This is a genomic window from Streptomyces sp. NPDC087440, from assembly GCF_044744005.1.
Classification (GTDB): domain Bacteria; phylum Actinomycetota; class Actinomycetes; order Streptomycetales; family Streptomycetaceae; genus Streptomyces.
In genome coordinates this window covers 42,202-65,311 of sequence record NZ_JBIUXN010000017.1, presented here as the reverse complement: position 1 = coordinate 65,311, position 23,110 = coordinate 42,202, and the positions used below count along the sequence as shown (strand labels likewise).

Below are 23,110 nucleotides of genomic sequence, written 5' to 3'. Positions count from 1 at the left end.
GCTCCGACGGGCGGGTCAGGCCACGTCCCGCTGTGCGGGGGGACGGGGCAGGGACTCCAGCGGGGCCAGGTCCTCGGTGACCGTCGCCAGCACCTTGGCCACCGCGTCGTGCAGGAAGAAGTGCTCGCCGGGCAGGATCTCCAGGCGCCCGGCGGTGTTCGTCTGCCGCAGCCACCGGTGCAGCTGCCCGGCCACCACCAGGGGATCGCGGTCACCGCCGAACACCGTCAGGGGCACGGGCAACGGAGCCTGTACGTGGTACCGGTAGGTCTCCAGGAGCGAGAAGTCGGCGCGCAGCGCGGGCAGCACCAGCTTCATCAGCGCCGGGTCCTCCAGGAGTTCGGCCGGCGTGCCGCCCAGGAAGCGCAGTTCCTCCACCACCTCGCTGTCGGGTGCCGCGTGGATCGGCCGCCGGGTGCGCGGCAGGTCGGGGGCCTCCGAACCGGAGACGAACAGGTGCGCCGGCAGCGGCAGGCCGCGCGCCCGCAGCGTCCGGGTGAGCTCGAAGGCGATCAGCGCGCCCATGCTGTGGCCGAACAGGGCGTACGGCCGGTCCAGATGCCCGGACAGGGCGTCGGCCAGCGCCTCGGTCATCAGCGGCATCCGGCCGATGGGAGTCTCGCCCCAGCGGGTGCCGCGGCCCGGCAGCTCCAGCGGATGCACCTGGACACGGTCGGGGGTCAGGCCGGACCAGGCCCGGTAGGCCGTGCTGCTGCCGCCCGCGTAGGGCAGGCAGAACAGGCGGACTCCGGCCTCGTTCCGCGGCTCCGTCCTGGCGAACCAGGGGTTGCGCATGATGGGTTCCTCCTTCGTCTGGCAGGGGCTTCGTACGGCAGGGGCTTCGTGTGCCGGGGGCTTCGTGTGGCAGGGCTCCGTCCGGCGGGGACGCGGCGCGCGCGGCGCACCGCCGGGCGGCTCAGTCGGTCAGCGTCAGGGCGCCCGAGGGGCAGTGGCGCACCGCGCGGCGCGCGGCGTCGGACACCGGCTTCCGCTCGCCCTCACCGGTCGGCAGGACGACGACGGTGCCGTCGAGGTCGGACTGGTCGAAGTGGTCGGGGGAGATCAGCGCACACATGCCCGCGCCGATACAGCGTTGGGTGTCAGCCTGGATCTGCAAGGTCGTGTCCCGTTGCGGTAGGTGTCCGGTGGGTTCAGACGGCCATGCCGCCGTCGATCTGGACGGTCGTGCCGGTGATGTACGCGGCCCGCGGCGAGACCAGATACGCCACCAGGTCGGCGACCTCCTCGGGCGCGGCGAACCGCCCCAGCGCGATGCGCTCGCGAAACCGCGCCCGTACGTCGTCGGGCAGCGCGGCCACCGGGTCGGTCTCGACGAACCCGGGCACCACCACGTTGGCGCGCACCCCGTACCGGCCGACCTCGCGGGCCAGCGACGCGGTGAAGCCGATGATCCCGGCCTTGGAGGCGGCGTAGTTGGTCTGCCCGGCGTTGCCGTACCGGCCCGCGACCGAGGACATCGTCACGATCGCACCGCGCCGGCGTTCGATCATCCCGTTGATGACGGTCCGGCAGAGGTAGTACGTGCCGTCCAGGTTGACCCGCTGGACGTCGACCCAGTCGTCGTCCTCCATCGCCGCCAGCGGGCCGTCGCGCAGCACGGCGGCCGAGGCGACCGCCACGTCCACCGGGCCGAGGGCGTCCTCGGCCCCGTCCACGAACTCCTGGACGGCCATGCTGTCGCCGACGTCGGCCCGCCGCACGTACGCCGTGCGGCCCAACGCGTCGATCTCCTTCGCCAGGCTCTGCGCGGCCGCCGTGTCCACGGCATGGCACACGGCCACGTCGTAACCGTCCTCGGCCAGGCGCAGGGCGACCGCGCGCCCGATCCCGCGCGACCCGCCCGTCACCAGGGCCACACCGGCCCGCTCGGCGCTGCTCATACCGTGTCCTCCTGGTTCGTGGGGGCGTCGTCCTGGGCCAGCAGGCGGAGCAGCTCCGCCTCCACCTCCTCGTCGGACAGCTCCGCGAGCTGCTCCAACTCCGCGCCGGGCGCCGGCTCGTCGCGGCTGAGCACCTCGATGACGCTCTCGGCCCGCGGGGCCGCCCCCGCACCCGCCTGAAGCAACCCGGCGGTGTACGCGACGGTGGGCTGCTCGAAGAAGGCCCGCAGATCCAGTTCCACGCCGAGCCGGTTCTTGAGCCGGGTGCCGATCTGCACGGCGCCCAGGGAGTGGCCGCCGAGGGCGAAGAAGTCGTCGTCCACACCGACCCGTTCCAGACCGAGCACCTCCTGCCACACCTCGCAGATCTCCTGCTCGCGCGGGCTGCGCGCGGCGACGTACGGCGTGTCCAGGTCCGGCCGGGGATGGCTGCCGCCCGGCAGCGCCAGCCGTCCCATCTCCTGGTCGAGCACCTCGGGGGTCAACGAGCGTGCCAGCTCCCGCAGTTGACGGAAGTCCCGCCGGGAGACCACGAGATGGGCGGGCAGGCCGGACGTCGCCAGGAGCCGGGCGAAGACCTCCCGCCCCTGCTGCTCGGTGATGCCCTCGGCCAGCATCCGCAGGACCTGCCCGGCACCGTCGCCGTCCTTTGCCGGCTCCGGCTCGGGCGGCACGACGGCGTCCAGGATCTGCTCCCGCAGCCGGTGCGGGTCGTTGATCCGCTTGATGGTGAAGTCGCCGATCCTGGCCAGCAACAGGCCGTCCGGATCGAGGAGTTCGATGTCGCAGGTGCTGGTCTCGCCCGCGGAGTCCGTCGCGCCCTTCACCTCGACGTAGGCGTGCACCGTACCCGTCAGACCGTGGAAGACCCGCAGGCTGCGGTAGCTGAAGGGCAGGTAGTACGTGTCGGGGGCGTGCACCCGGGCGGTGCCCCCGGCCGCGTCGAGCAGGGCCGGGTGCAGCAGGTAGTGGTCGAGGTCGCCGTGGAACTCCTCGTCGAGCCGCAGCGTCGCCATCACCCGGTCGGGGCCGACCAGGATCTCCTTCATGCAGTGCCAGCGCGGCCCGAAGGAGAACTCGATCGGCCCGCCCTTCTCGAACCGGTCCAGCCGCAGCCCCAGCTTGATCGACTCGTCGGTGTCGAGCACGTCGGTCACCTCGCAGCGGGCCCGCAGCTCGGCCAGGTCGCGCACGACCCTCGGCGCGGGCTCGTGGAAGCCGACCGTGCCCCGCGCGTGATCGGTCCACGTCGTCCGCCCCGAGGCCGCGGACCGGCTGCGCACCGCGAAGGTCCAGCTGCCGTCGCGCTCCTCCACGGTGGTGAACACCTCGCGTTCCTGCCCGTCGGGGACCACCACCGGCACCATGTACTGCACGTCGCCGATCTCGATGTCCCGCCCCGCGGCCTGCTCGGCCACGGCGGCCCGGACGAGCTCCAGGTAGGCGGTTCCGGGCACGAGCCCGTGCTCCTGGATGCGGTGGTCGTCGACGATCCAGCTCTCCGCGGTGCTGAACACCGTCGCGTACGTCCGCGAGGTGGGCGTCGACTGCACCAGCCGCCGCAGCAGCGGGTGCCCCGTCAGCGGGGTGCCGGTGTCCAGGCCGAACCGGGCGTCGAGCCCGGCCGCCATGCCGACGCCCTGCCAGGTGTCCCAGCCGACCGAGGTGACGGGCAGCCCGGTCTCCCGGCGCTTGCGCTGCGCCCACGCGTCGAGGAACGCGTTGGCCGCGGCGTAGTCGCTCTGGCCCGGACCGCCCAGCACGGACGTCACGGACGAGCACAGCAGCAGGAAGTCCAGGTCGTCCGCACCGCAGACGGCGTCCAGGGCGAGCAGCCCGCGGGTCTTGGCCGCGAGCACCGTGTCGGCGTCGGCGGGCGACTTGGTGACGATCAGCCCCTGGGACGGCAGCCCGGCGGCGTGCACCACGCCGTGCAGCGCCCCCGCCGTCCGGCGCAGCTCCTCGACGGCCCCGCGCAGCTGCTGCTCGTCGGTGACGTCGGCCTCCAGCACCAGCACGCGGGCACCCCCGGACACGAGGCGCTGCAACCGCCGGATCCGCACACCGGTGGCGTCGGAGTCCCCGTGCTCGGCGAGATGCGCGTCCCAGTCGCCGGGCGCCGGGAACGGTGACCGGCCCAGCAGGCCGAGGACCGGCCGCTGCGCAGTGGCGGCGATCTGCTCGGCGAGCGCCAGACCGATGCCGCCCAGGCCACCGGTGATGAGGTACCCGCCGTCGTCGCGCAGCCCCGTGCGCGGGGTGCCGTCGCCGGGCGTCGGCGCGATCCAGTCCACCCGGTCGAAGCCGCGCGCCCACACATGGCCACCGCGCAGGGCGAGTTCGTCGCCGGTGCCGCCGTGCGCGAGGACGGCGCGCACGGCACGCAGGTCAGCGTCCCGCACACCGTCCACCGCCGCACCCGTGAGGTCGAGAACCCGGCAGGCGACCCCGGTCTCCTGCGGGATCACCGTGGCCGCACCGAGCAGCAGGGCGTGCTCGGGCAGCAGCGGCTCGTCGCCGGTGACGTCGTACACCCCGTGGCAGAGCACGTCCACGGCGACGGGGGCGGACGGCTTCGCGTCCCCCAGCGCCTGGGCCAGCGCGAGCAGGCTGTCGAACCCGGTGCGGCGCGCCGCCTCCAGCCGCTGAGCGTCCGGCAGGGCCTGCCGCGCGTCCCGGTCACCGGTGCTCCACAGGTGTACGAAGCGAAGGCGCCGCCCGTCCCCGGCCGCGAAGGGGGGACCGTCCAGGGAACGGGCGAGCGCGGTCAGGTGGTCACGGTCGGCGGGGTCCACGGTCCAGGACGCCTCGCCGGTCTGCTCCCGTACGGTGCCCGCGCCGACGCGGACGACCCGGTCACCCGCCTGTTCCAGCCGGTCGGCGAGCGCGTCGCCGAAGGGGAGTCCGGCACCCAGTACGACCCAGGTGTCCCCGGTGCCTCCGGTCGGGGCGGGCGGCACGAGACGCTGCCAGCCGGGAGTGGAGAACCAGCCGCCCGGGGAGGCGACGGCGGGCTGCGCGCCGCGGGGTCCCGCTGCGGGCTCGACCCAGAAGCGGCGCCGCTGGAAGGGATAGCCGGGCAGCCGCACCGGACGGTGGCGGTGCGGGCCCTGGAGCGCCTGCCAGTCGACGATGACGCCCGCCGACCAGGCCGCCCCGAGCTGAGCGAGCAGATGGACGTCGTCCGCGACCTGCTCGCCCGGGTGCCGCAGGGAACCGACGACACTCCGCTCCGGCGTCCAACTCCCGTGCGCCTTCGTGAAGTTGGCCAGGTTCTGGCCCGGACCGACCTCCACCAGGACGAGACCGGGGTCGGCCAGGAGCACGTCGAGCGCGTCACTGAAACGCACCGGCCGGCGCAGATGCGCACCCCAGTACGCGGGGCTGGTGGCTTCCTCGGCGGTGATCCAGGTGCCCGTGACGTTCGACAGGAACGGGATCTGCGGGGCCGACAGCTCCACTGTGCGCACCACGTCGACGAACGGGTCCACGGCCGCGTCCATGGCGGGGGAGTGGAAGGCGTGCGAGGTGTGCAGCCGTCGGCAGCCCACCCCCTCCTCGGTGAGCCGCCGCTCCAGGGCGTCGACGGCGCCCGAGGGACCGGAGACGACGCTCAGCCGCGTGGAGTTGACGGCGGCGACGGTCAGGCCGTCACCGAGCCGGGCGGCGGTCTCCTCCTCGGAGAGGAAGACGCTCAGCATCGCCCCCGGCGGCATCTCCTGCACCAGCCGCCCCCGCGCCGCCACCAGCCGGACGGCGTCCTCCAGCGAGAACACCCCCGCCAGGCAGGCGGCGACGTACTCGCCGATGCTGTGCCCGACCATGGCCCGCGGCACGACGCCCCACGACTGCCACAGGCTCGCCAGCGCGAACTCCACGCCGAACAGGGCGGGTTGGGCGAGCCGGGTCTGCCGCAGCCGGTCGGCCGCCGCCCCGTCGTCGGCCCCGAACACCAGGGTGCGCAGGTCCTCGCCCAGCTGCGCGGCGAACAGCTCCGCACACCGGTCGAACGCGGCGGCGAAGACCCCGCCCCGCGCGTACAGGTCCCGGGCCATGCCGGGGTACTGGGCGCCCTGGCCGGGGAAGAGGAAGGCGACCGGCGCCCGGTCGGACGCGGCAGCCGGACCAGAGGCGGAGGCCCCCGCCAGGCGGCGCAGCGCACCCACGGCCTCACCGGTGGTGCGGGCGACGACGGTGCCCCGGTGGGCCAGCGGCGTCCGGCGCTGCGCCAGGGTGTGCGCGACGGCGTCCAGATCGGTCGCGGCGCCATCGGCTGTGGCGCCATCGGTCGCGGCGTCCCGCTCCAGCCGGTCCGCCAGCAGCCCGGCCGCCTCACTCAGCGCCGGGGCGGACTTCGCGGACAGCGCCAGCAACCGCGCACGGTCATCGCCGCCCTCCGGCGTCCGCCCGGCTACGGACGGCTGCTCGGCGGGAGCCTCTTCCAGGACGACATGGACGTTCGTACCGCCGATGCCGAAGGAGCTGACCCCGGCCCGGCGCGGGCGGTCGGTGCGCGGCCAGGGCCGCAACTCCGCGTTCACGTAGAACGGGCTGTCCTCCAACTCCAGTGCGGGGTTGGCCCGTTGGTGGTGCAGCGTCGGCGGGATCGCCTCGTGCTTCAGGGCGAGGGCGGCCTTGATCAGGCTCGTCACCCCGGCGGCCGCGTCGAGGTGCCCGACGTTGCTCTTCACCGAGCCGATCGCGCAGTAGCCCCGGGCGTCGGTGCCCGCCCGGTGTGCGCGGGTGAGCGCGGCGACCTCGATGGGATCGCCCAGCGGGGTGCCGGTGCCGTGCGCCTCCACGTACCCGACGGTCTCGGGGGCGACGTCGGCCAGCGCCAGTGCCTCCGCGACGACCTCGGCCTGCCCCTCCACGCTCGGCGCGGTGTAACCGGCCTTCAGCGAACCGTCGTTGTTGACGGCACTGGCCAGCACCACTGCGTCCACCCGGTCACCGGCGGCCTGTGCGTCGGCGAGCCGGCGCAGCACCACGACGCCCACCCCGTTGCCGGGCACCGTGCCCTGGGCGTCCGCGTCGAAGGCCCGGCAGGTGCCGTCCGGCGACAGGATGCCGCCCGGCTGGTACTCGTAACCGCCCTGGAGCGGGGAGCTGACCGAGACCCCGCCCGCCAGCGCGATGTCGCACTCGCCGCCCAGCAGGCTCTGCGAGGCGAGGTGCACCGCGGTGAGCGAGGTGGAGCAGGCCGTCTGGACGGTGATCGCGGGACCGGTCAGACCGAGCTTGTAGGCGGCCCGCGTGGCCAGGAAGTCCTTGTCCGAGGCCAGCATCACCTGGTACATGCCGGACGCGTCCAGCACCTGCTGGTTGTTCATGAGGTTGAACAGCAGGTACGTGTTCGGGCCCGCGCCCGCGAAGACCCCGATCCGGCCCTCGAACCGGGCCGGGTCGATCCCGGCCGACTCCAGGGCGTGCCAGGCGCATTCGAGGAAGACCCGGTGCTGGGGGTCGAGCAGCTCGGCCTCGCGCGGGCTGTAGCCGAAGAACTGCTCGTCGAACAGGTCCGCGCCGTCCAGGGAGCCCTTGGCGCCGACGTAACCGTCGCGCGCCGCCGTCCCCGGATCGATGCCGGCCGCGACGAGCTCCTCCTCGGACAGGACGGTGATGCCCTCCCGCCCCTGCGCGAGGTCGCTCCAGAAGGCGTCCACGTCGGCGGCGCCCGGGAAGCGGCCCGCCATGCCGACGACGGCGATACGGTCCTGATCTTCACCCGGGTCCTGGTTCGGGTCCGTCTGCTGGTCCGGGTCGTGGTGGTGCTGTGACACGTGGATCACCTGTCTCCGCGAGAGGAAGCCCGGCGTTCGGCCGCCTGCTGCCGCCGCGTACGGGACTGACGTCGGTTGAGTGCGCGCTCCCGGCCGCCGCGCGTGGCGGCGGCGGGCTCGCTGGGGGTGCCGCCGAGGAAGGCGGTGAGGGACTCGATCGTGGGGTGCTGGAAGAGCTCGACCATGCTCATGTCGTGGCCGAGCGAGGCGGCCAGACGGGTGCGGAACTCGGCCATCAGCAGCGAATGCCCGCCCAGGTCGAAGAAGTTGTCGCGCATGCCGACCCGCTCCACCCCCAGCAGGTCGCGCCACAGCCCGGCCAGCTCCTGCGCCAGACCGGCCTCCGGGGCCACATACCGGGTGCCCGGCGTGTCACGGCCGGGCTGCGGCGCGGGCAGCGCCTTGCGGTCGGTCTTGCCGCTGGGGGTCAGCGGCAGGACGTCCAGGACGGTGAAGAACGACGGCACCATGTACGCGGGCAACTGCTCGCGCAGATGCCCGGTGAGCTCCTGGGCGGTCGGCGCCGCGGGCCCGGCCCCGGTGACGTACGCGACCAGGCGCACATCTCCGGGCCCGAAGCTGTGGGCGGTCACGACCGCCTCCCGGACCGAGGGATGCCGGGCCAGTACGGCCTCGATCTCCCCCAGTTCCAGGCGCTGGCCGCGCAGCTTGACCTGGTGGTCGAGACGCCCCAGGAACTCCAGGGCCCCGTCGGGGCGGTGCCGGGCCAGGTCACCGGTGCGGTAGATCCGCGCCCCGGGCACCAACGGGTCGTCCGTGAACCGCTCGGCGGTCAGCTCCGGGCGGCCCAGATAGCCCCGGGCCAGCCCCCGTCCGCCGATGCACAGCTCACCGGGCACACCGGCCGGGACCGGGCGGTCACGGCCGTCCAGGACGTACATCCGGGTGTTGGCGATGGGCCGGCCGATCGGCACCGGGCGCGTGTCGTCCTGCGGGCGGCAGTGCCAGGAGGTGACGTCGATGGCGGCCTCGGTCGGACCGTACAGATTGTGCAACTCGGCGCGGTGCACGGCCAGGAACCGGTCGTGGAGGTCCCGGGAGAGCTCCTCGCCGCTGCACAGGACCCGCCGCAGCCCGGCCGACCGCTCCGGCGGCTCGGACAGGAACAACTGGAGCATCGACGGCACGAAGTGGACCGTCGTGATGCCCTCGGCGGCGATCGTGTCGGCCAGATACCCGCTGTCGCGGTGCCCGCCGGGCCGGGCCATGACCAGCACGGCCCCGGTCATCAGCGGCCAGAAGAACTCCCACACCGACACGTCGAAGGAGAACGGCGTCTTCTGCAGCACCCGGTCGCCGGCGTCCAGGCCGTACGCGTCCTGCATCCACAGCAGCCGGTTGCGCAGCCCGGCGTGGACGTTCATCACCCCCTTGGGGCGGCCCGTCGACCCGGAGGTGAAGATGACGTACGCCAGATCCTCACCGTCCACCGCCACCTGCGGATCGCGCCCGGACCGTACGGCCAGCTCCCCGCCCAGCTCCTCCCACCGCAGGACGGGGCAGCCCAGTTCGGGCAGCTCGCCGGAGAGGGCGCCGTGCGTGAGGACCACGCGCGGCCGGGCGTCCTCGACGATCGCGGCCAGCCGCCGGGGCGGCAGCGAGGTGTCGAGGGGGACATAGGCGCCGCCCGCCTTCAGGACGGCCAGCAGGGCCACCGGAAGCTCCAGGGAGCGCTCCAGGGCGATGCCGACCAGCACGTCCCTGCCCACACCCCGGTCGCGCAGCAGATGCGCCAGACGATTGGCGCGCTCGTTGAGCCCGGCGTACGTCAGCGAGACGCCCTCGCAGCGGACGGCCTCGGCGTGCGGAGTGCGGCGCGCCTGCTCCTCGACGACCTCGTGCACCAGCCCGTCGGGCCACCGGCGTTCGGTGGCGTTCCACTCCTCCACCACCCGGTGGCGCTCCGCCGCGTCCAGCACGTCCAGCGACCCGACGGGCGTGTCCGGACGGGCGACGACCTGCTCGACCAGCCGCCGGAAGCGGTCGGCGAGACGTACCACCGTGTCCTCGTCGAACAGGTCGCGGTCGTACTCGAACCACCCCGTGACACCACCGTCGGTGTCGAAGGCCTGCAGTTCCAGATCGAACCGGGCGCCCTCGCTGCGGACCGGCAGCCGGGTCAGCCGGGCACCGCCCAGCGCGAGCGTGGGCACCGGCTCGCGCCCGTAGCTGAAGCTCACCTGGTACACCGGCGGGCGGCTCAGGTCCCGGGCGGTGGTGACATCGGCGACGATCAGCTCGAAGGGGACGTCCTGGTGCGCGTACGCACCCAGGCAGGCGTCCCGGACCCGGGCGAGGACCGTGGTGAAACCGGGCTCGCCGGACAGGTCCGCCCGGATCGGCAGCGTATTGACGAAGTACCCGATGAGGGGCTCGACCTCGGAGCGGCCGCGCAGCGCCGTGGGCACGCCGACCACGATGTCGTCCTGGCCCGACTGCCGGTGCAGCAGGACGTCGAAGACCGCGAGCAGCGCCATGTACGGGGTCGCGCCGTGCCGTCCGGCCAGCGCGGCCAGCCCGCCGACCAGCTCCGCGGGCAGCGACATCTGCACGGAACCGCCGTGGAAGCCCTGGACGGCCGGCCGGGGCCGGTCGGTGGGCAGATCCAGGGAACCGGGCGCGCCCGCGAGGTGCTCGCGCCAGTACGCCAGGCCCTCCTGCCAGCCACCGGCGGCCAGCTGCTCGTGCTGCCAGGCCGCGAAGTCCCCGTACTGGACGGCCAGTTCACCCAGCGGCGACGGCCTGCCCGCACCGAACGCCTCGTACAGCTCGGACAGTTCGGACAGGAAGACGCCCATCGACCAGCGGTCGGACACCAGGTGGTGCATCGCGACCACGAGCACGGACCGCTCGGGGCCGGTGTGCAGCAGCCGCAGCCGCACCAGCGGCCCGGTGGCGATGTCGAACGGCTCGGCGAGCGCCGCGTCGATCCACTTCTGCCGGTCGGCGTCCGTGTACGCGTCCCCGCCCAGGTCGGTCTCGGGAAGGTCGAGGTCCAGGTGCGGGCGCACCACCTGCACCGGGGTACCCGCCCGGGACTCGAAGGTCGTGCGCAGCGCCTCGTGGCGGCGCACGATCTCGGCCACGGCCATGCGCAACAGCCCGGTGTCCAGGGGGCCTTCGACGCGGACGGCACCGGGCACGATGTAACCGGGGTTGCGCGGCCGCAACTGTTCCAGGAACCAGGTGCCGCGCTGCAGGACCGCCAGCGGGAAGGTGTCCTCCGTCTGCGGGGAGGTGCGCTCGGCGAGCAGCGCGTCGAAGCGGGCACGGTCCTCGGGGGACAGGGCCGCGAGCCGGGCGGCGAGGTCGTCGGTCATGACGCCTCCCGCCCGGCCGGGGCACCGGCCAGCTCGTCGAGGAGCGCCCGGGCCGCATCGGCGGCGCGGGGCACCCGCTGGATCGCAGCAGGTGCCCCGGTGCCGCCGAGCGCCGGGTCCGCCGCAGAGCCGCCGCCGGTCGCGGCGAGCTCGGCGACGATGTTCCTGGCGACGCCGGCGATGGTCGCGTCGCCCAGGAAGTCGGTGATCTGCAGGGTCAGGCCGAGGCGGCTCTGGATCTCGTTGCGCAGCTCGACCGCCATCAGCGAGTCCAGTCCGAAGCCGGTCAGCGGGTCGTCGACGCCGACCGCCGTGGCGGAGGAGCCCAGGACGTCCTTGACGCTGAGCACGAACCCCTCGCACAGCGCCGCCAGGCGCGCCGACGCGTCCAGCGCCAGCAGCTCGGCCGCCGTCGGGATGCGGCTGGCGCGCCGCCGCCCCCGCGAGGAGCGGCGCACGGTCCGCGACCCGCGCGCAGAGCGGTCTTCACCCGCGGTGCGCGACGCGGCCCGCCCGTCGGCGCCGGTGTCGTCGGCGGGTGCCGCCGCACCGTCCCACGCCCGGGCCGGCTGCCAGCAGCGGACCGGGTCGAAGGGATAGGTGGGCACCGGCACCCGGGCCCGGGCGTAGTCCCGGTCGAAGCCCGCCCAGTCGACCGGGGCTCCCGCCGCGTACAACTCGGCCACCGTGGGCAGCAGCACCGCCCAGTCGTCGTGCCCCGGGCGCAGGCTCGGCAGCAGCAGGTCCTCGTGGCCGGGCGGCAGCGCGTCACTGATCACGCCGAGCAGGGTGGGGGCCGGGCCGACCTCGACGAACGTGTGATGGCCCAGGGCGCGCAGCGTGGCGAGACCGTCGGTGAAGCGGACGGTGCCCCGCACATGACGGCACCAGTAGTCGGGGTCCGGCGCCCGGTCCCACGGCCACAGCTCACCCGTCACGTTGGACACCAGCGGAATGCGCGGAGCCCGGAAGTCGATCTTCTGCGCCGCGTGGCGCAGCGGCTCCAGGACCGGGTCCATCATCGCGGAGTGCCCGGCCGATGCGATGTGCAACGGCTTGGCCTTGACCCCGCGGGCCAGGAACGCGGCACACACCGCCTCGACGAGCTCACGCTCCCCGGAGATCGCGACGTTGGCCGGACCGTTGACCGCGGCGATGCCGACCCGGCCCGGGTGCGCGGCCAGCTCCCGCAGGACGTCCTCCTCGGAGGCGAACACCGCGGCCATGCTGCCCGGCAGGGAGAACTCCTCGATGATCCGGGCGCGTTCGACCGCGAAGGTCAGCCCGTCGGCCAGCGACATCGCGCCCGCCACCGTCGCCGCGACGCACTCGCCGAAGCTGTGGCCGAGCACCGCCGCCGGGGTGATGCCCCACGAACGCCACAGCTCGGCCAGGGCGTACTCGACGACGAACGTGGCGGGCTGCGCGTAGGCGGTGTGCTGGATCTGCCGGTCCTCGGCGTCCTCGGGGAAGAGAACCTCCAGCAACGGCCGCTCCAGCAGCGGCCGCAGAATCTCCGCGCACTCGTCCACCGCACGCCGGAACGTGGGCTGCGTCTCGTACAGACCGCGCGCCATGCCCGGACGCTGGGCGCCCTGCCCGGTGAAGAGGAACACCACCTCACCGGTACCGGCCTCGCCCTGCACCAACCCCCCGGCGTCCTCGCCGCGCGCGAACGCGGCCAGCCGGTCGGCGACCTCCGCCCGGATGGACCCGACGACAGCGAGCCGGTGCCGGAAGTGCGAGCGCCCGGTGCCCGCCGCGTGCGCCACGTCCGCCAACTCCGCTCCACCGGTGGCCAGTTGTTCGGCGTAGCGCCCGGCGAGCACGGCCAGCGCGCTCTCGCTGCGCGCCGACAGCGGCAGCACGGACGCGGGCCTGCGGGTGTCCCCGGCGGGCGGCACCACGGCCGGGGCCTGCTCCAGGATCAGGTGGGCGTTGGTGCCGCTGAGCCCGAAACTGCTCACCCCGGCCGTCCGCGGGCCCTCGGGCTGCGGCCACGCGGTCAGCTTCGTGGGCACCTCGAACGTGGTACCGGCGAAGGAGATGTTGGAGTTCAGCCGGGAGAAGTGCAGGTTCGGCGGGATCTCACCGTGCTCCAGGCACAGCGCGGCCTTGATGAGCCCGGCGATACCGGCGGCCGCCTCCAGATGCCCCATGTTCGTCTTCACGGCACCCAGGTACAGCGGCGTGCCGCTCTCGCGCCCGTACACGTCGGCCAACGCCTCGGCCTCGATGGGATCACCGAGCCGGGTGCCGGTGCCGTGCGTCTCGACGTACCCCACCTGACCGGCACTCACCCCGGCGGCGGCCAGCGCGCGCCGGAACACGTCGCGCTGCGCGGCGCCGTTGGGCGCGGTGATCCCGGCGCTGCGCCCGTCCTGGTTCACCGCGCCGCCGCGCACCACGGCCAGGATCCGGTCCCCGTCGCGCTGCGCGTCCGACAGCCGCTTGAGGACGACGACCCCGCCGCCCTCACCCCGGACGTACCCGTCGGCGTCGTCGCTGAACGTCATGGCGCGGCCCTGCCGGGACACCGACCCGAACTGCGACTGGGAGATCATCAACAGCGGCGAGAGCACCACGTTCACCCCACCGGCCAGCGCCATGTCGCACTCGCCCAGCCGCAGGCTCTGGCACGCCTGGTGGACGGCCACCAGCGATGAGGAGCAGGCGGTGTCGACGGCGATGTTGGGGCCGCGCAGATCCAGCAGATAGGCGATGCGTGCCGGGATGAAGGAGGCCGCGGCACCGGAACTGGTGTACGCGCCGACCTCCTCGGGGTGGCGCAGCTGGGCGGTGATCCAGTCCCAGGACGCCGTCCCCATCCACACGCCGGTGCGGCTTCCGGCCAGGGCCGACGGGGCGATCCCCGCGTTCTCCAGGGCCTCCCAGGTCACCTGGAGACTGAGCCGCTGGGCCGGGTCCATCGCGACGGCCTCGCGCTGGGAGATCCCGAAGAAGTCGTGGTCAAAGTTCTCCAGGTCGTCCAGGAAGGCACCGGCGCGGGTGTAGATCTTCCCGGGCCTGCCCGACTCCTCGTCGTAGAACGCCTCGTGGTCCCACCGGCCGGCGGGTATCTCGCCCACGGCGTCCGTGCCCTCGGACAGCATCCGCCAGTAGGAGTCCGTGTCCGTGACCCCGCCGGGGAACCGGCAGCCGGTCCCCACGACGGCGATCGGCTCGTTGCGGGACCGCTCGTGCTCCGCGACCTTCTGCTGCAGGCGCTCCAGCGTCAGATAGGCACGCTTGAGCGCCTCGGTCGCGCTCTGGTTGTCACCCGGCGACGTCATCGCTGAGCCCCTTCCTCGATCTGTGTGGTCTTGGCCGTCAGAAGTGCGGCGAGTTCGTCCGCGGACATCGCGTCGAGATCCACCGGGCCGTCCGCGGCGCCGACGTCGGCGGCGGCGAAGCCGGTCGGCACCGGCACGTCCGGGACGTCCTCGGGAGGTGCGCCCCCGCCGTCGCCGGACTCCAGCGCGACGTCCATCCGCTCCGCCAGATGGGGCACCAGCGCGTCGAGGGTCGGGAACCGCCAGGTGACCGTGGAGGCCAGCTCGATGCCCAGCGAGGACTCCAGGGCCTTGCGCAGCTCCAGGGAGAGCAGCGAGTCGAAGCCCATGCTCGTCAGCGGAGCGCCCGTGTCGATCCGGGCGGTGTCCGAGCCGAGCAGCCGGGCAGCGACGGTGCGGCAGTGCTCGCTCAGTACGCCCGTACGCCGACGGCCCGGCTCGACCGCCAGCATCCGGCGGCGGATCTCGTCCCGGGGCCCGGCGGTGCCGGGGCCCGCGTCGGTCTCCTCGACCAGGGTGCGCAGCAGGCCGCCGCCGTGGTGGGCGGCGAGCCGCTCGCGGTCCACCGGCAGCACGCACACCTGGGCGGCACCGCTGCCGATGATCCGGTCGAGGGCGGCGATGCCGTCCTGCGGGCTGATGCTCTCGATGCCGCGGGCGGCCAGCGCACCGCCGCGCTCCGGGCGGGCGGCGAGGCCGATCTCCGCCCACGGGCCCCAGTCGACGCTCAGGGCCGGCAGACCGCGGGAGCGCCGGTGGTGCGCCAGGGTGTCGAGGAAGGCGCTGGCCGAGGCGTAGTTGCCCTGGCTGGCCGAGCCGAGGACGGCGGCGGCCGACGAGTACAGGACGAAGAAGTCCAGCTCGCGCCGTGCGGTGGCCTGGTGCAGATGCCAGGCCGCAGCGGACTTGGGGCCCGCCACGGCGTGGAACCGGTCCCGGTCCAGGCCGGTCAGCAGGCCGTCGTCCAGCACACCCGCGGCGTGCACGACACCGGCCAGCGGCGGCAAAGTGGCGTCGATCCGCTCCAACAGGCCGGTCACGGACGCCCGTTGGGACAGGTCGGCGGCGACCACGGTCACCCCGGCGTGTTCCCGCAGCGCGTCCAGGGCCCGCTCGGCGTCCGGCGTGGGAGCACTGCGGCCGACCAGCACCAACTGGCGGGCGCCCTGCGCGACGAGGTAGCGGGCCGTCTCCAGACCGAGCGCGCCGAGACCACCGGTGATCAGGTACGTCCCGAAGGGGCGCACCGGGGCGGCGCCGGGCGCCGTGGTGACCCTCTCGTCGGGCGCCGGCACCAGCACGATCTTGCCGGTGTGCCGGGCCTTGGCCATCGCGGTGAAGGCGGTGGCGGCATCGGCGAGGGGATGGGCGGTGACCGGCAGCGCGCTGAACTCGCCCCGGTCGAACCCGTCGAGGACCTCCACGAACAGCCGGGCGACCCGGGCGGGCTCCTCGCGGATCGTCTGCTCCAGGTCCACGGCCAGGAAGGCACGGTTGCCTTTGAAGAATTCCAGGCCGATGTGACTGTTGTCGTAGATGTCGCGCTTGCCGATCTCCACGAACCGCCCGCCGGGCGCCACCAGTTCGAGGGAGCGCACCAGCGTCTCGCCGGAGGCGGAGTTGAGCACCACGTCGACCCCGCGACCGCCGGTCAACTCCCGGACGCCGTCGGCGAAGTCGAGGGTGCGGGAGTCCCAGACGTGCTCGACGCCCAGGCCGCGCAACAGGTCCCGCTTGGCGGGGCTGCCCGCGGTGGCGAACACCCGGGCGCCGCGGCGGCGGGCGATCTGGAGGGCCGCGAGGCCGACACCGCCGGTCGCCGAGTGGATCAGTACGCTCTCGCCCTCACCGAGGCGGGCCAGGTGCTCCAGGCCGTGCAGCGCCGTCAGGAACGCGATCGGCACGGCGGCGGCCTGCTGGTCGTCGAGCGAGGGGGGAGCGGGCGCCACCAGCCGGGCGTCGAGGGTGAGGAAGGCGGTCATGCTGCCGGGCGCCGCGGCGATCACCCGGTCGCCGACCAGGTGCTCGCCGACGCCGTCGCCCACGGCGGTGATCCGCCCGGCGCACTCGGCGCCCAACGGTACGACGCCGTCGGCACCCGGGTAGGAGTCGAGGGCCTTGAGGACGTCACTGAAGTTCACCCCCGCCGCACTGACCTCGATCTCGACCTCTCCGGGGCCCGGCGGAGTGCGGCGCCCCCACGTCGAACGAAGGCTGGCCAGGCTGCCGGGACGGGCCGCCACCAACTGGTGGTTGCCATCACGGGCGGCGTCGAAGGCCCAGGCGGGCCCGCCGTCCTCACCGGAGCGAGGGACCTGCGTCCACGGCTGGAGCGCGGGCGTCAGCCGTACGTCCCCGCGCAGCGCGACCTGCCCGTCGTCGCCCGGGCGCAGCACCTCGGCGAGCAGCAGCCCGCCCTCGTCCGCGCCCCCGGCCGGGTCCAGATCGACGACCGTGCTGCGCAACTCGGTGTGCTCCAGGCCGATCACCCGCGCCAGACCCCACAACGGGGCCTGGGCGACGGCGAGTTGATCGCCCTTCGCCACCGGCTGGGCGCCGCGGGTGAGCAGTACCAGCCGGGGTGCCGGGTCCAGTCCCGCACCGGCCAGTTCCTGCATCAGATGGAGTGCGGGCAGGCAGACCCGGTCGTACGCGGCCACCGCCCGCTCCTCGTCGGCGTCCTCGGGCAGGGCCGCGTCGAGAGCCCCGGCCAGCACGATCCCGTCCGCGCGGATGCCCGCGGCGGCCAGGTCGGCCAGCAGCGCGGCCACGTCCTCCCGGCGCCCGGGATCGAGTTCGTACCGGTCCGTGCCCACCGTGCGCAGGGCGGGCCCGGCGGTGACGGTCAGGCAGCGGGCACCGCGCGCCCGCAGGCCGTCCGCCAGGGCGGCGGCGGTGCGGCCGGAGTCGGCGAACAGCAGCCAGGTGCCGGGCGGCCGGGGCGTCGTGACGTCGTCGGCAGGTGCCGGACGCCAGGTGACGTCCAGCAGCGCCTCGCCCACCGGGTCGGCGGCACCGGCCCGCTCCAGACGCCGCAGCGTGATGTCGCCCACCTCACCGACGGCCGTGCCCCCGGCGTCGTACAGGACGACACGCGCACCGGCGACCGTCGGCGCGCCGGGGTCGGCCGCGATGACGGTGGCGTGCGCCCAGCGCGGTTCCGCACGCTCGGCGAACAGGGTGAACCTGCCGACGGCGACCGGTACGTACGTGGCGTCGAGCGGGGTCTCCTGGGCGTCGAGGGCAGCACCGAGAACCTGCAACGCGCTGTCGAGCACGGCCGGGTGGACGAGATGGGCCCCCCGGTCGGAGGTCAGGGCGGCACGCTCGTGCAGCCGGGCGACGGCCTCGGACCGGCCCTGCCACAACTCCTCGATGCCCTGGAACGCGCTCCCGTACCCGAGCCCGGCACGACGCAGGGCCGCGTAGTGCTCCGCGGGCGGGGACAAGGTGGTGCAGCGCGCCCGTACCGCTGTCAGCGGTTCTCCCACCGAGCCGGAAGCGTCCCGGCGGAGCCCCGCCCGCGCCACCTGCGTCCACTCCTCGTCCGCACCGGAGCGGGTGAACAGACGCACCGACGCGGTGTCGGCGGTGCCGGGAAGCAGGGCGAGCTGCACGGTGGCCCCGTCGGACTGCTCGGGCACCACGGTGAGCCGGGTGAACTCGACGTCGTCCAGGACGGCGTCCGCACCCAGATGGGTACGGGCCGCCGCGAGCGCGGCGTCCAGCACCAGCGCGGCGGGCAGCACCGGGCTGCCCCCCACCTGGTGATCCGTCAGGTACGGGAACGCGGCGAGGTCCACGGGCGCCGACCAGTGAACGGCGTGCGGCGCCAGCGCCGACACGGTGCGCTCCCGCAGGACCGGATGCCCGCGGTGCACGGCCCGTCCCGCCGGACGCTGCTCGTACCAGGCACGGGTGCGCTGCCAGGGATAGGTGGGCAGGGCGACCATGGGGCCCGCCTGGCCGTGCACCCGGGTGAAGTCGACCGGGTGGCCCGCGGTGTAGAGGCGGCCGAGCTCGCCGAGCACGGTGGCACGGCCGGGCTGGTCGCGGCGGAGCGAGGAGACGGCGACGCGGCCGTCGTCGTAGGACGCCAGACGCTCGGTGACGGCGTCGGTGAGCATCGGGTGGGGCGACACCTCGACGAACATCGTGTGCCCGGCCTCCAGCAGGGCGCCGACGGCCGTGTCGAACAGCACGGGACGGGTGAGGTTGGCCGCCCAGTACGAGGCGTCCAGCCGCTGCCCCGGGACGATCTCCCCGGTACCGGTGGAGATCATCGGGAGGGTGGTCGCGGCGGGACGCAGGGCGGCCAGGCCCGTTTCCAGCGCGGCGGCGACGGGCTCCATCAACGGGCAGTGCGAGGCGAACTCGACCGATTCCAGGACCTTGCAGTACAGGCCGTCGTCCACGAGCGCCTTCGCGAAGGCCTCCACGGCGGCCTCGTCACCGGAGAAGACGGTGGAGTTCGGGCTGTTGGACGCGGCGATCCACACCTGCCCCGGCGTGCGCTCGGCCAGCAGGGCACGGGCCGTCTCCAGTGGGACACCCGCGACCGCCATGCGGCCCTTGCCGGTGGCCGTGTGCAGGACGGTGCCCCGGTGCAGGGCGATCAGCAGGGCGTCCTCCAGGGAGAGGGCACCGGCCACCTGGGCGGCGGCTATCTCGCCGACGCTGTGCCCGACGACGGCGGCGGGCTCGATGCCCCAGGACCGCCACAGCGCGGCCAGCGCGATCTGGACGGCGGTGAGGGCGGGCTGGCCGACAGCGGTGTCGAGCAGCCGGGACTCGGCGGGGTCGGCCGCCAGCTGGTCGAGCAGCGACCAGTCGGTGTGCCGGCGCAGCAGCGCGTCGGCCCGCTCCAGGACGGCACGGAACGCCTGCTCTCCGCCGAGGCCAGGACCGAGGCCAGGACGAGACGCCTGCTCGCCGCCGAGGTCGGTACGGAACGCCGCCTGCTCGCCGCCGAGGCCACCGGCCAGCAGATCGGCGGCCAGCGGCCACCAGCGCGGCCCCTGCCCGGCGAAGACGAACACCGGCTTCGAGCGCAGTCCGGCACGGCGCACCCCGGTGCTGAGACCGGGCGCCTCCGCACCGCGCCCGAACGCGGCCAGCGCGCTGCGCAGTTCGGCGGCGGAGGAGCCGGTGCAGGCCAGCCGGTGTTCGTGGTGGGTGCGGCGGACGGCGGCCGCCCGGGCGAGCGCCCGCACCGGGGCGTCGTCGATGAGCGTGTCCTCGTAACGGGCGGCGAGGTCCCGCAGGGCCTGCTCGTCGCGGGCGGAAACGGTCAGCAGCACGTCGCCCTCGGCGGCGCCCTTCTCCGGTCCCGCGGCCCGCGGCGGTTCCTCCACCACGAGGTGGGCGTTGGTGCCGCCGAACCCGAAGGAGCTGACGCCCGCGAGCGCCACACCGCCGGTGGGCCAGGGTCGCAGGCTGTCGGCGACCCGCAGGGGCAGCTCGTCGAAGGGGATGTGGGGGTTGGGCTCGCGGTAGTGCAGCGTCGGCACCACCGTGCGGTGGCGGACCATCAGCGCGGCCTTGATGAGGCCGCCGATGCCCGCCGCGGCCTCCATGTGACCGATGTTGGACTTCACCGAGCCGATCACGCACGGATCGCTCGCGTCGCGCCCCTCGGCGAGCACGGCGCCCAGCGCCTTGGCCTCGATGGGATCGCCCAGCACCGTGCCGGTGCCGTGCGCCTCGACGTACCCGATGTCGGCGGCCCGCACCCCGGCCTGGGCGTGCGCCGACCGCAGCACGGCCTCCTGGGCCTTCGGGTTGGGGGCCAGCAGACCGTTGCTCGCACCGTCCTGGTTGACGGCGCCGCCCCGGATGACCGCGTGCACGGGATCACCGTCGGCCAGCGCCCGGCTGAGCGGCTTGAGGATCACCACGCCGGCGCCCTCGGACCGTACGTAACCGTTGGCGCCGGCGTCGAACGGCTTGCAGCGGCCGTCGGCGGACATCACCCCGGCCTTGCTGAAGTTGATGGCGAACGCGGGGGAGAGCACCAGGTTGACCCCACCGGCCAGCGCGAGGTCGCAGTCGCCGCGCGCCAGGCTCTGGCACGCCTGGAGCACCGCCACCAGCGAGGAGGAGCAGGCGGAGTCGACGGCCATGCTCGGACCGTGCAGGTCCAGCAGGTACGACAGCCGGTTCGCGGCGATGCTCAGCGCGCTGCCGCTGCCGGTGTACGCGTCGATGGCGTCGAGGTCGCTCAGCTGGGCGGTGCCGTAGTCGAAGCTGGAGATGCCGACGAACACCCCGGTCTGCGACCCGGACAGCGAGCCGGTGGGGACGCCCGCGTGCTCCAGCGCCTCGAAGGACACCTCGGCCAGCAGCCTTTGCTGCGGGTCCATCCGGGCCGCTTCCTGCTGCGAGATGCCGAAGAAGGCGGCGTCGAAGCGGTCGGCGTTGTCCACGAACCCGCCCCAGCGGCTGACCGTGCGGCCGGGAACACCGGGGTCCTCGTCGTGGAACTCCTCGGTGCTCCACCGGTCGGCGGGCACCTCGGTCACCGCGTCGCGGCCCTCGGTCAGCAACTGCCAGAAGCTGTCGGGTCCGTCGACGCCGCCGGGGAAGCGGCAGCCGATGCCGATGACGGCGATCGGTTCGTCGGCGCCCGAGGACGGCGCGGCGGTCGCAGTGGGGGAGGGGGAAGGGGCGGGTGCGGGTCCGGCGAGGGTGGTGGCGGGCTCGTCGACTGCCGTGAGCTCAACAACGGGGGCGGCCGGTGCGCCCGCCAGGTGCCGGGCCAGTTTGGCGGCCGTGGGGTGCTCCCAGACGATGCCGGGCTCCAGTTTCGTCGCCAGGTACTCCTCCAACTCGCCCACCAGAGCGACCAGTTCGACGGAACGCAGCCCGTACCCGGCGAACGGCAGCTCCGGATCGATGCTCGCCACCGGCCGTCCGGTCGCGGTGGCCAGCGCCTCGCGCAGCCACCGCTCGACGTCGCCGACGCCAGGTGCCGGACGCGGCACGGACCCTGTGGTGCCGTGGGTCTGCTCGGCCGCTGCCGGGCCCGGCGCACCGGCCTCGTTCGCGCACCACAGCGCGAGCGGCTCGAACGTGCCGTCCAGGACGGCGTCCATGCAGGCCGCGCGCTGGAGCTTGCCGCTGGAGGTCTTGGGGACCGTACCGGTGCGGGCCAGGGCGACGACGTACGGCTGCAGCCCGTGCTCGCGCACGACCTCGGCGCGGATGGCGTCGATGACCTTCTCGCGGGCCTCGGGGGTGCGGCTGCCGCGGTACTCCTGGACGACGATCAGGCGTTCCTCGCCGTCGATCTCACGGGACCCGGCGATGCCGCAGCCCTGCCGCAGCCCCGCATCCACGCTCTCGACGGTGCGCTCGATGTCCTGGGGGTAGTGGTTGCGTCCGGCGACGATGACGACGTCCTTGATGCGCCCGGTGACATAGAGCTCCGCGCCGTCGGCGAAGCCGAGGTCACCGGTGCGCAGGAACGGTCCTTCGCCGGTGGCCAGGTGCGCTCCGAAGGTCTCCTGGGTGGCCTCGGGGCGACGCCAGTAGCCGTGCGCGACGCTCGGTCCCGCCACCCAGATCTCCCCGACCTCGCCCTCGGGCCGTACGAGGTGCGTCTGCGGGTCCACGATCACGACCGTCTGATCGTGCAGCGAGACACCGCAGCCGGGCAGGTTGCGCGCCCTCTCGCCGGGTCCGGCGTCCGTGGCCACACCGTGCTGGAGCGGTCCGGCCGCCAGGTCGCGGTGGACGGGCTCGGCGTCCGGCTCTCCGGTGGAGACCACGAGGGTGGCCTCGGCCAGGCCGTAGGACGGTGCGTGGGTGGTGGCCCGGAAGCCGCATTCGGCGAACGCGGCGGTGAAGGCGTCCAGGGTGGACCTGCGCACCGGCTCCGCACCGTTGAGGGCGACCCGCCAGGTGCTCAGGTCCAGGGTCCGGCGGTCCTGCTCGGTGACCTTGGCGACCGCGAGGTCGTAGGCGAAGTTCGGTGCGGGGCTCGCGGTCGCCCCGGCGTCGGAGATGGCGCGCAGCCAGCGCAGCGGGCGCTTGAGGAAGGAGTACGGCGACATGAAGGTCACCGGATACCCGCCGTACGCGGGGGTCAGCAGGCCCATGATCAGGCCCAGGTCGTGGAACGGCGGCAGCCAGCTGACCATGTGCTGGTCGCGGGAGTGCCCGAAGAACTGCCGGTTCATCTCCGAGATGTTGTGGATCAGGTTGCCGTGCGTGACCATCACGCCCTTGGGGCTGCTGGTCGAGCCGGAGGTGTACTGCAGGAACGCGAGGTCGTCCCGGTGGGTGCCGGGCTCCCGCCAGGAGTCCGCGGCGCCGGGGTCGACGGAGTCGACCGGGACCCAGGCGATCTCCCGCAGCACCGGGGCGTGTTCGGCGAAGCGGTCGACGAGGGCGATCGTCTCGGCTGGCGCGAGCACCACCGAGGGCTTGGCGTCCTCCACCACGGCCACCAGGCGCGGCAGCGTGCGCATCGGGAACGCCGGGTCCGGCGGGTAGACGGGCACGGCGACGATGTCGGCGTACAGGCAGGCGAAGAACGAGACGACGTAATCCAGCCCGGCCGGGCACATGATCAGGGCGCGTTCCCCGGCGGGGAAGCGTTCCTGCAGCGTCGCGGCGATGGCGCGGGCCCGCAGGTCGAGTTCGGCGTTCCCGAGGGTCTGGGGGTCTCCTTCTCCGTCCACCAGGAATCGGAAGATCTGCTCCTGCGCGTGCTCGTCCAAGACCGTACGGAAATGGTCGACAAGTGATCGTGCGTCCCGGCCCGGCATCCGACCGTCCTTTCCCTCTCA

Annotated in this window: 7 protein-coding genes; all 7 read right to left on the bottom strand. The window is 74.0% G+C overall.

Features of this window, described 5'->3' with window-relative positions; translation table 11 throughout:
- Window positions 1–15: 15 nt before the first annotated feature.
- The 7 genes from ACIO3O_RS29140 to ACIO3O_RS29110 all read right to left on the bottom strand — a co-directional run bounded on the left by ACIO3O_RS29140 (window position 16) and on the right by ACIO3O_RS29110 (window position 23,041).
- A complete protein-coding gene (locus tag ACIO3O_RS29140; RefSeq protein WP_401750917.1) occupies window positions 16–795 on the bottom strand; it encodes a thioesterase II family protein in 780 nt (259 codons plus the stop codon).
- 121 nt (window positions 796–916) lie between these two features.
- Window positions 917–1,117, bottom strand: a complete 201-nt coding sequence (locus ACIO3O_RS29135; protein WP_401750915.1) for a ferredoxin — start codon at window positions 1,115–1,117, stop codon at window positions 917–919.
- A gap of 34 nt (window positions 1,118–1,151) precedes the next feature.
- Window positions 1,152–1,901: a 3-oxoacyl-ACP reductase FabG gene (fabG, locus tag ACIO3O_RS29130; protein WP_401750912.1), complete on the bottom strand. Its 750-nt coding sequence runs from the start codon at window positions 1,899–1,901 to the stop codon at window positions 1,152–1,154.
- On the bottom strand, window positions 1,898–7,684 hold the full coding sequence (locus ACIO3O_RS29125) for an SDR family oxidoreductase (protein ID WP_401750909.1): 5,787 nt from the start codon (window positions 7,682–7,684) through the stop codon (window positions 1,898–1,900). Before ACIO3O_RS29125 ends, fabG begins: the two co-directional genes overlap by 4 nt.
- A gap of 5 nt (window positions 7,685–7,689) precedes the next feature.
- Entirely contained in the window at window positions 7,690–11,025 is a 3,336-nt protein-coding gene (locus ACIO3O_RS29120) for an amino acid adenylation domain-containing protein (RefSeq protein WP_401750906.1), read from the bottom strand.
- Window positions 11,022–14,318 carry a type I polyketide synthase gene (locus ACIO3O_RS29115; protein ID WP_401750904.1) on the bottom strand — a complete coding sequence of 1,099 codons (3,297 nt, stop codon included), beginning with the start codon at window positions 14,316–14,318 and terminating at the stop codon, window positions 11,022–11,024. The genes ACIO3O_RS29120 and ACIO3O_RS29115 overlap by 4 nt, the downstream gene beginning before the upstream one ends.
- Window positions 14,315–23,041: an SDR family NAD(P)-dependent oxidoreductase gene (locus tag ACIO3O_RS29110; protein ID WP_401750901.1), complete on the bottom strand. Its 8,727-nt coding sequence runs from the start codon at window positions 23,039–23,041 to the stop codon at window positions 14,315–14,317. The genes ACIO3O_RS29115 and ACIO3O_RS29110 overlap by 4 nt, the downstream gene beginning before the upstream one ends.
- Window positions 23,042–23,110 lie beyond the last annotated feature (69 nt).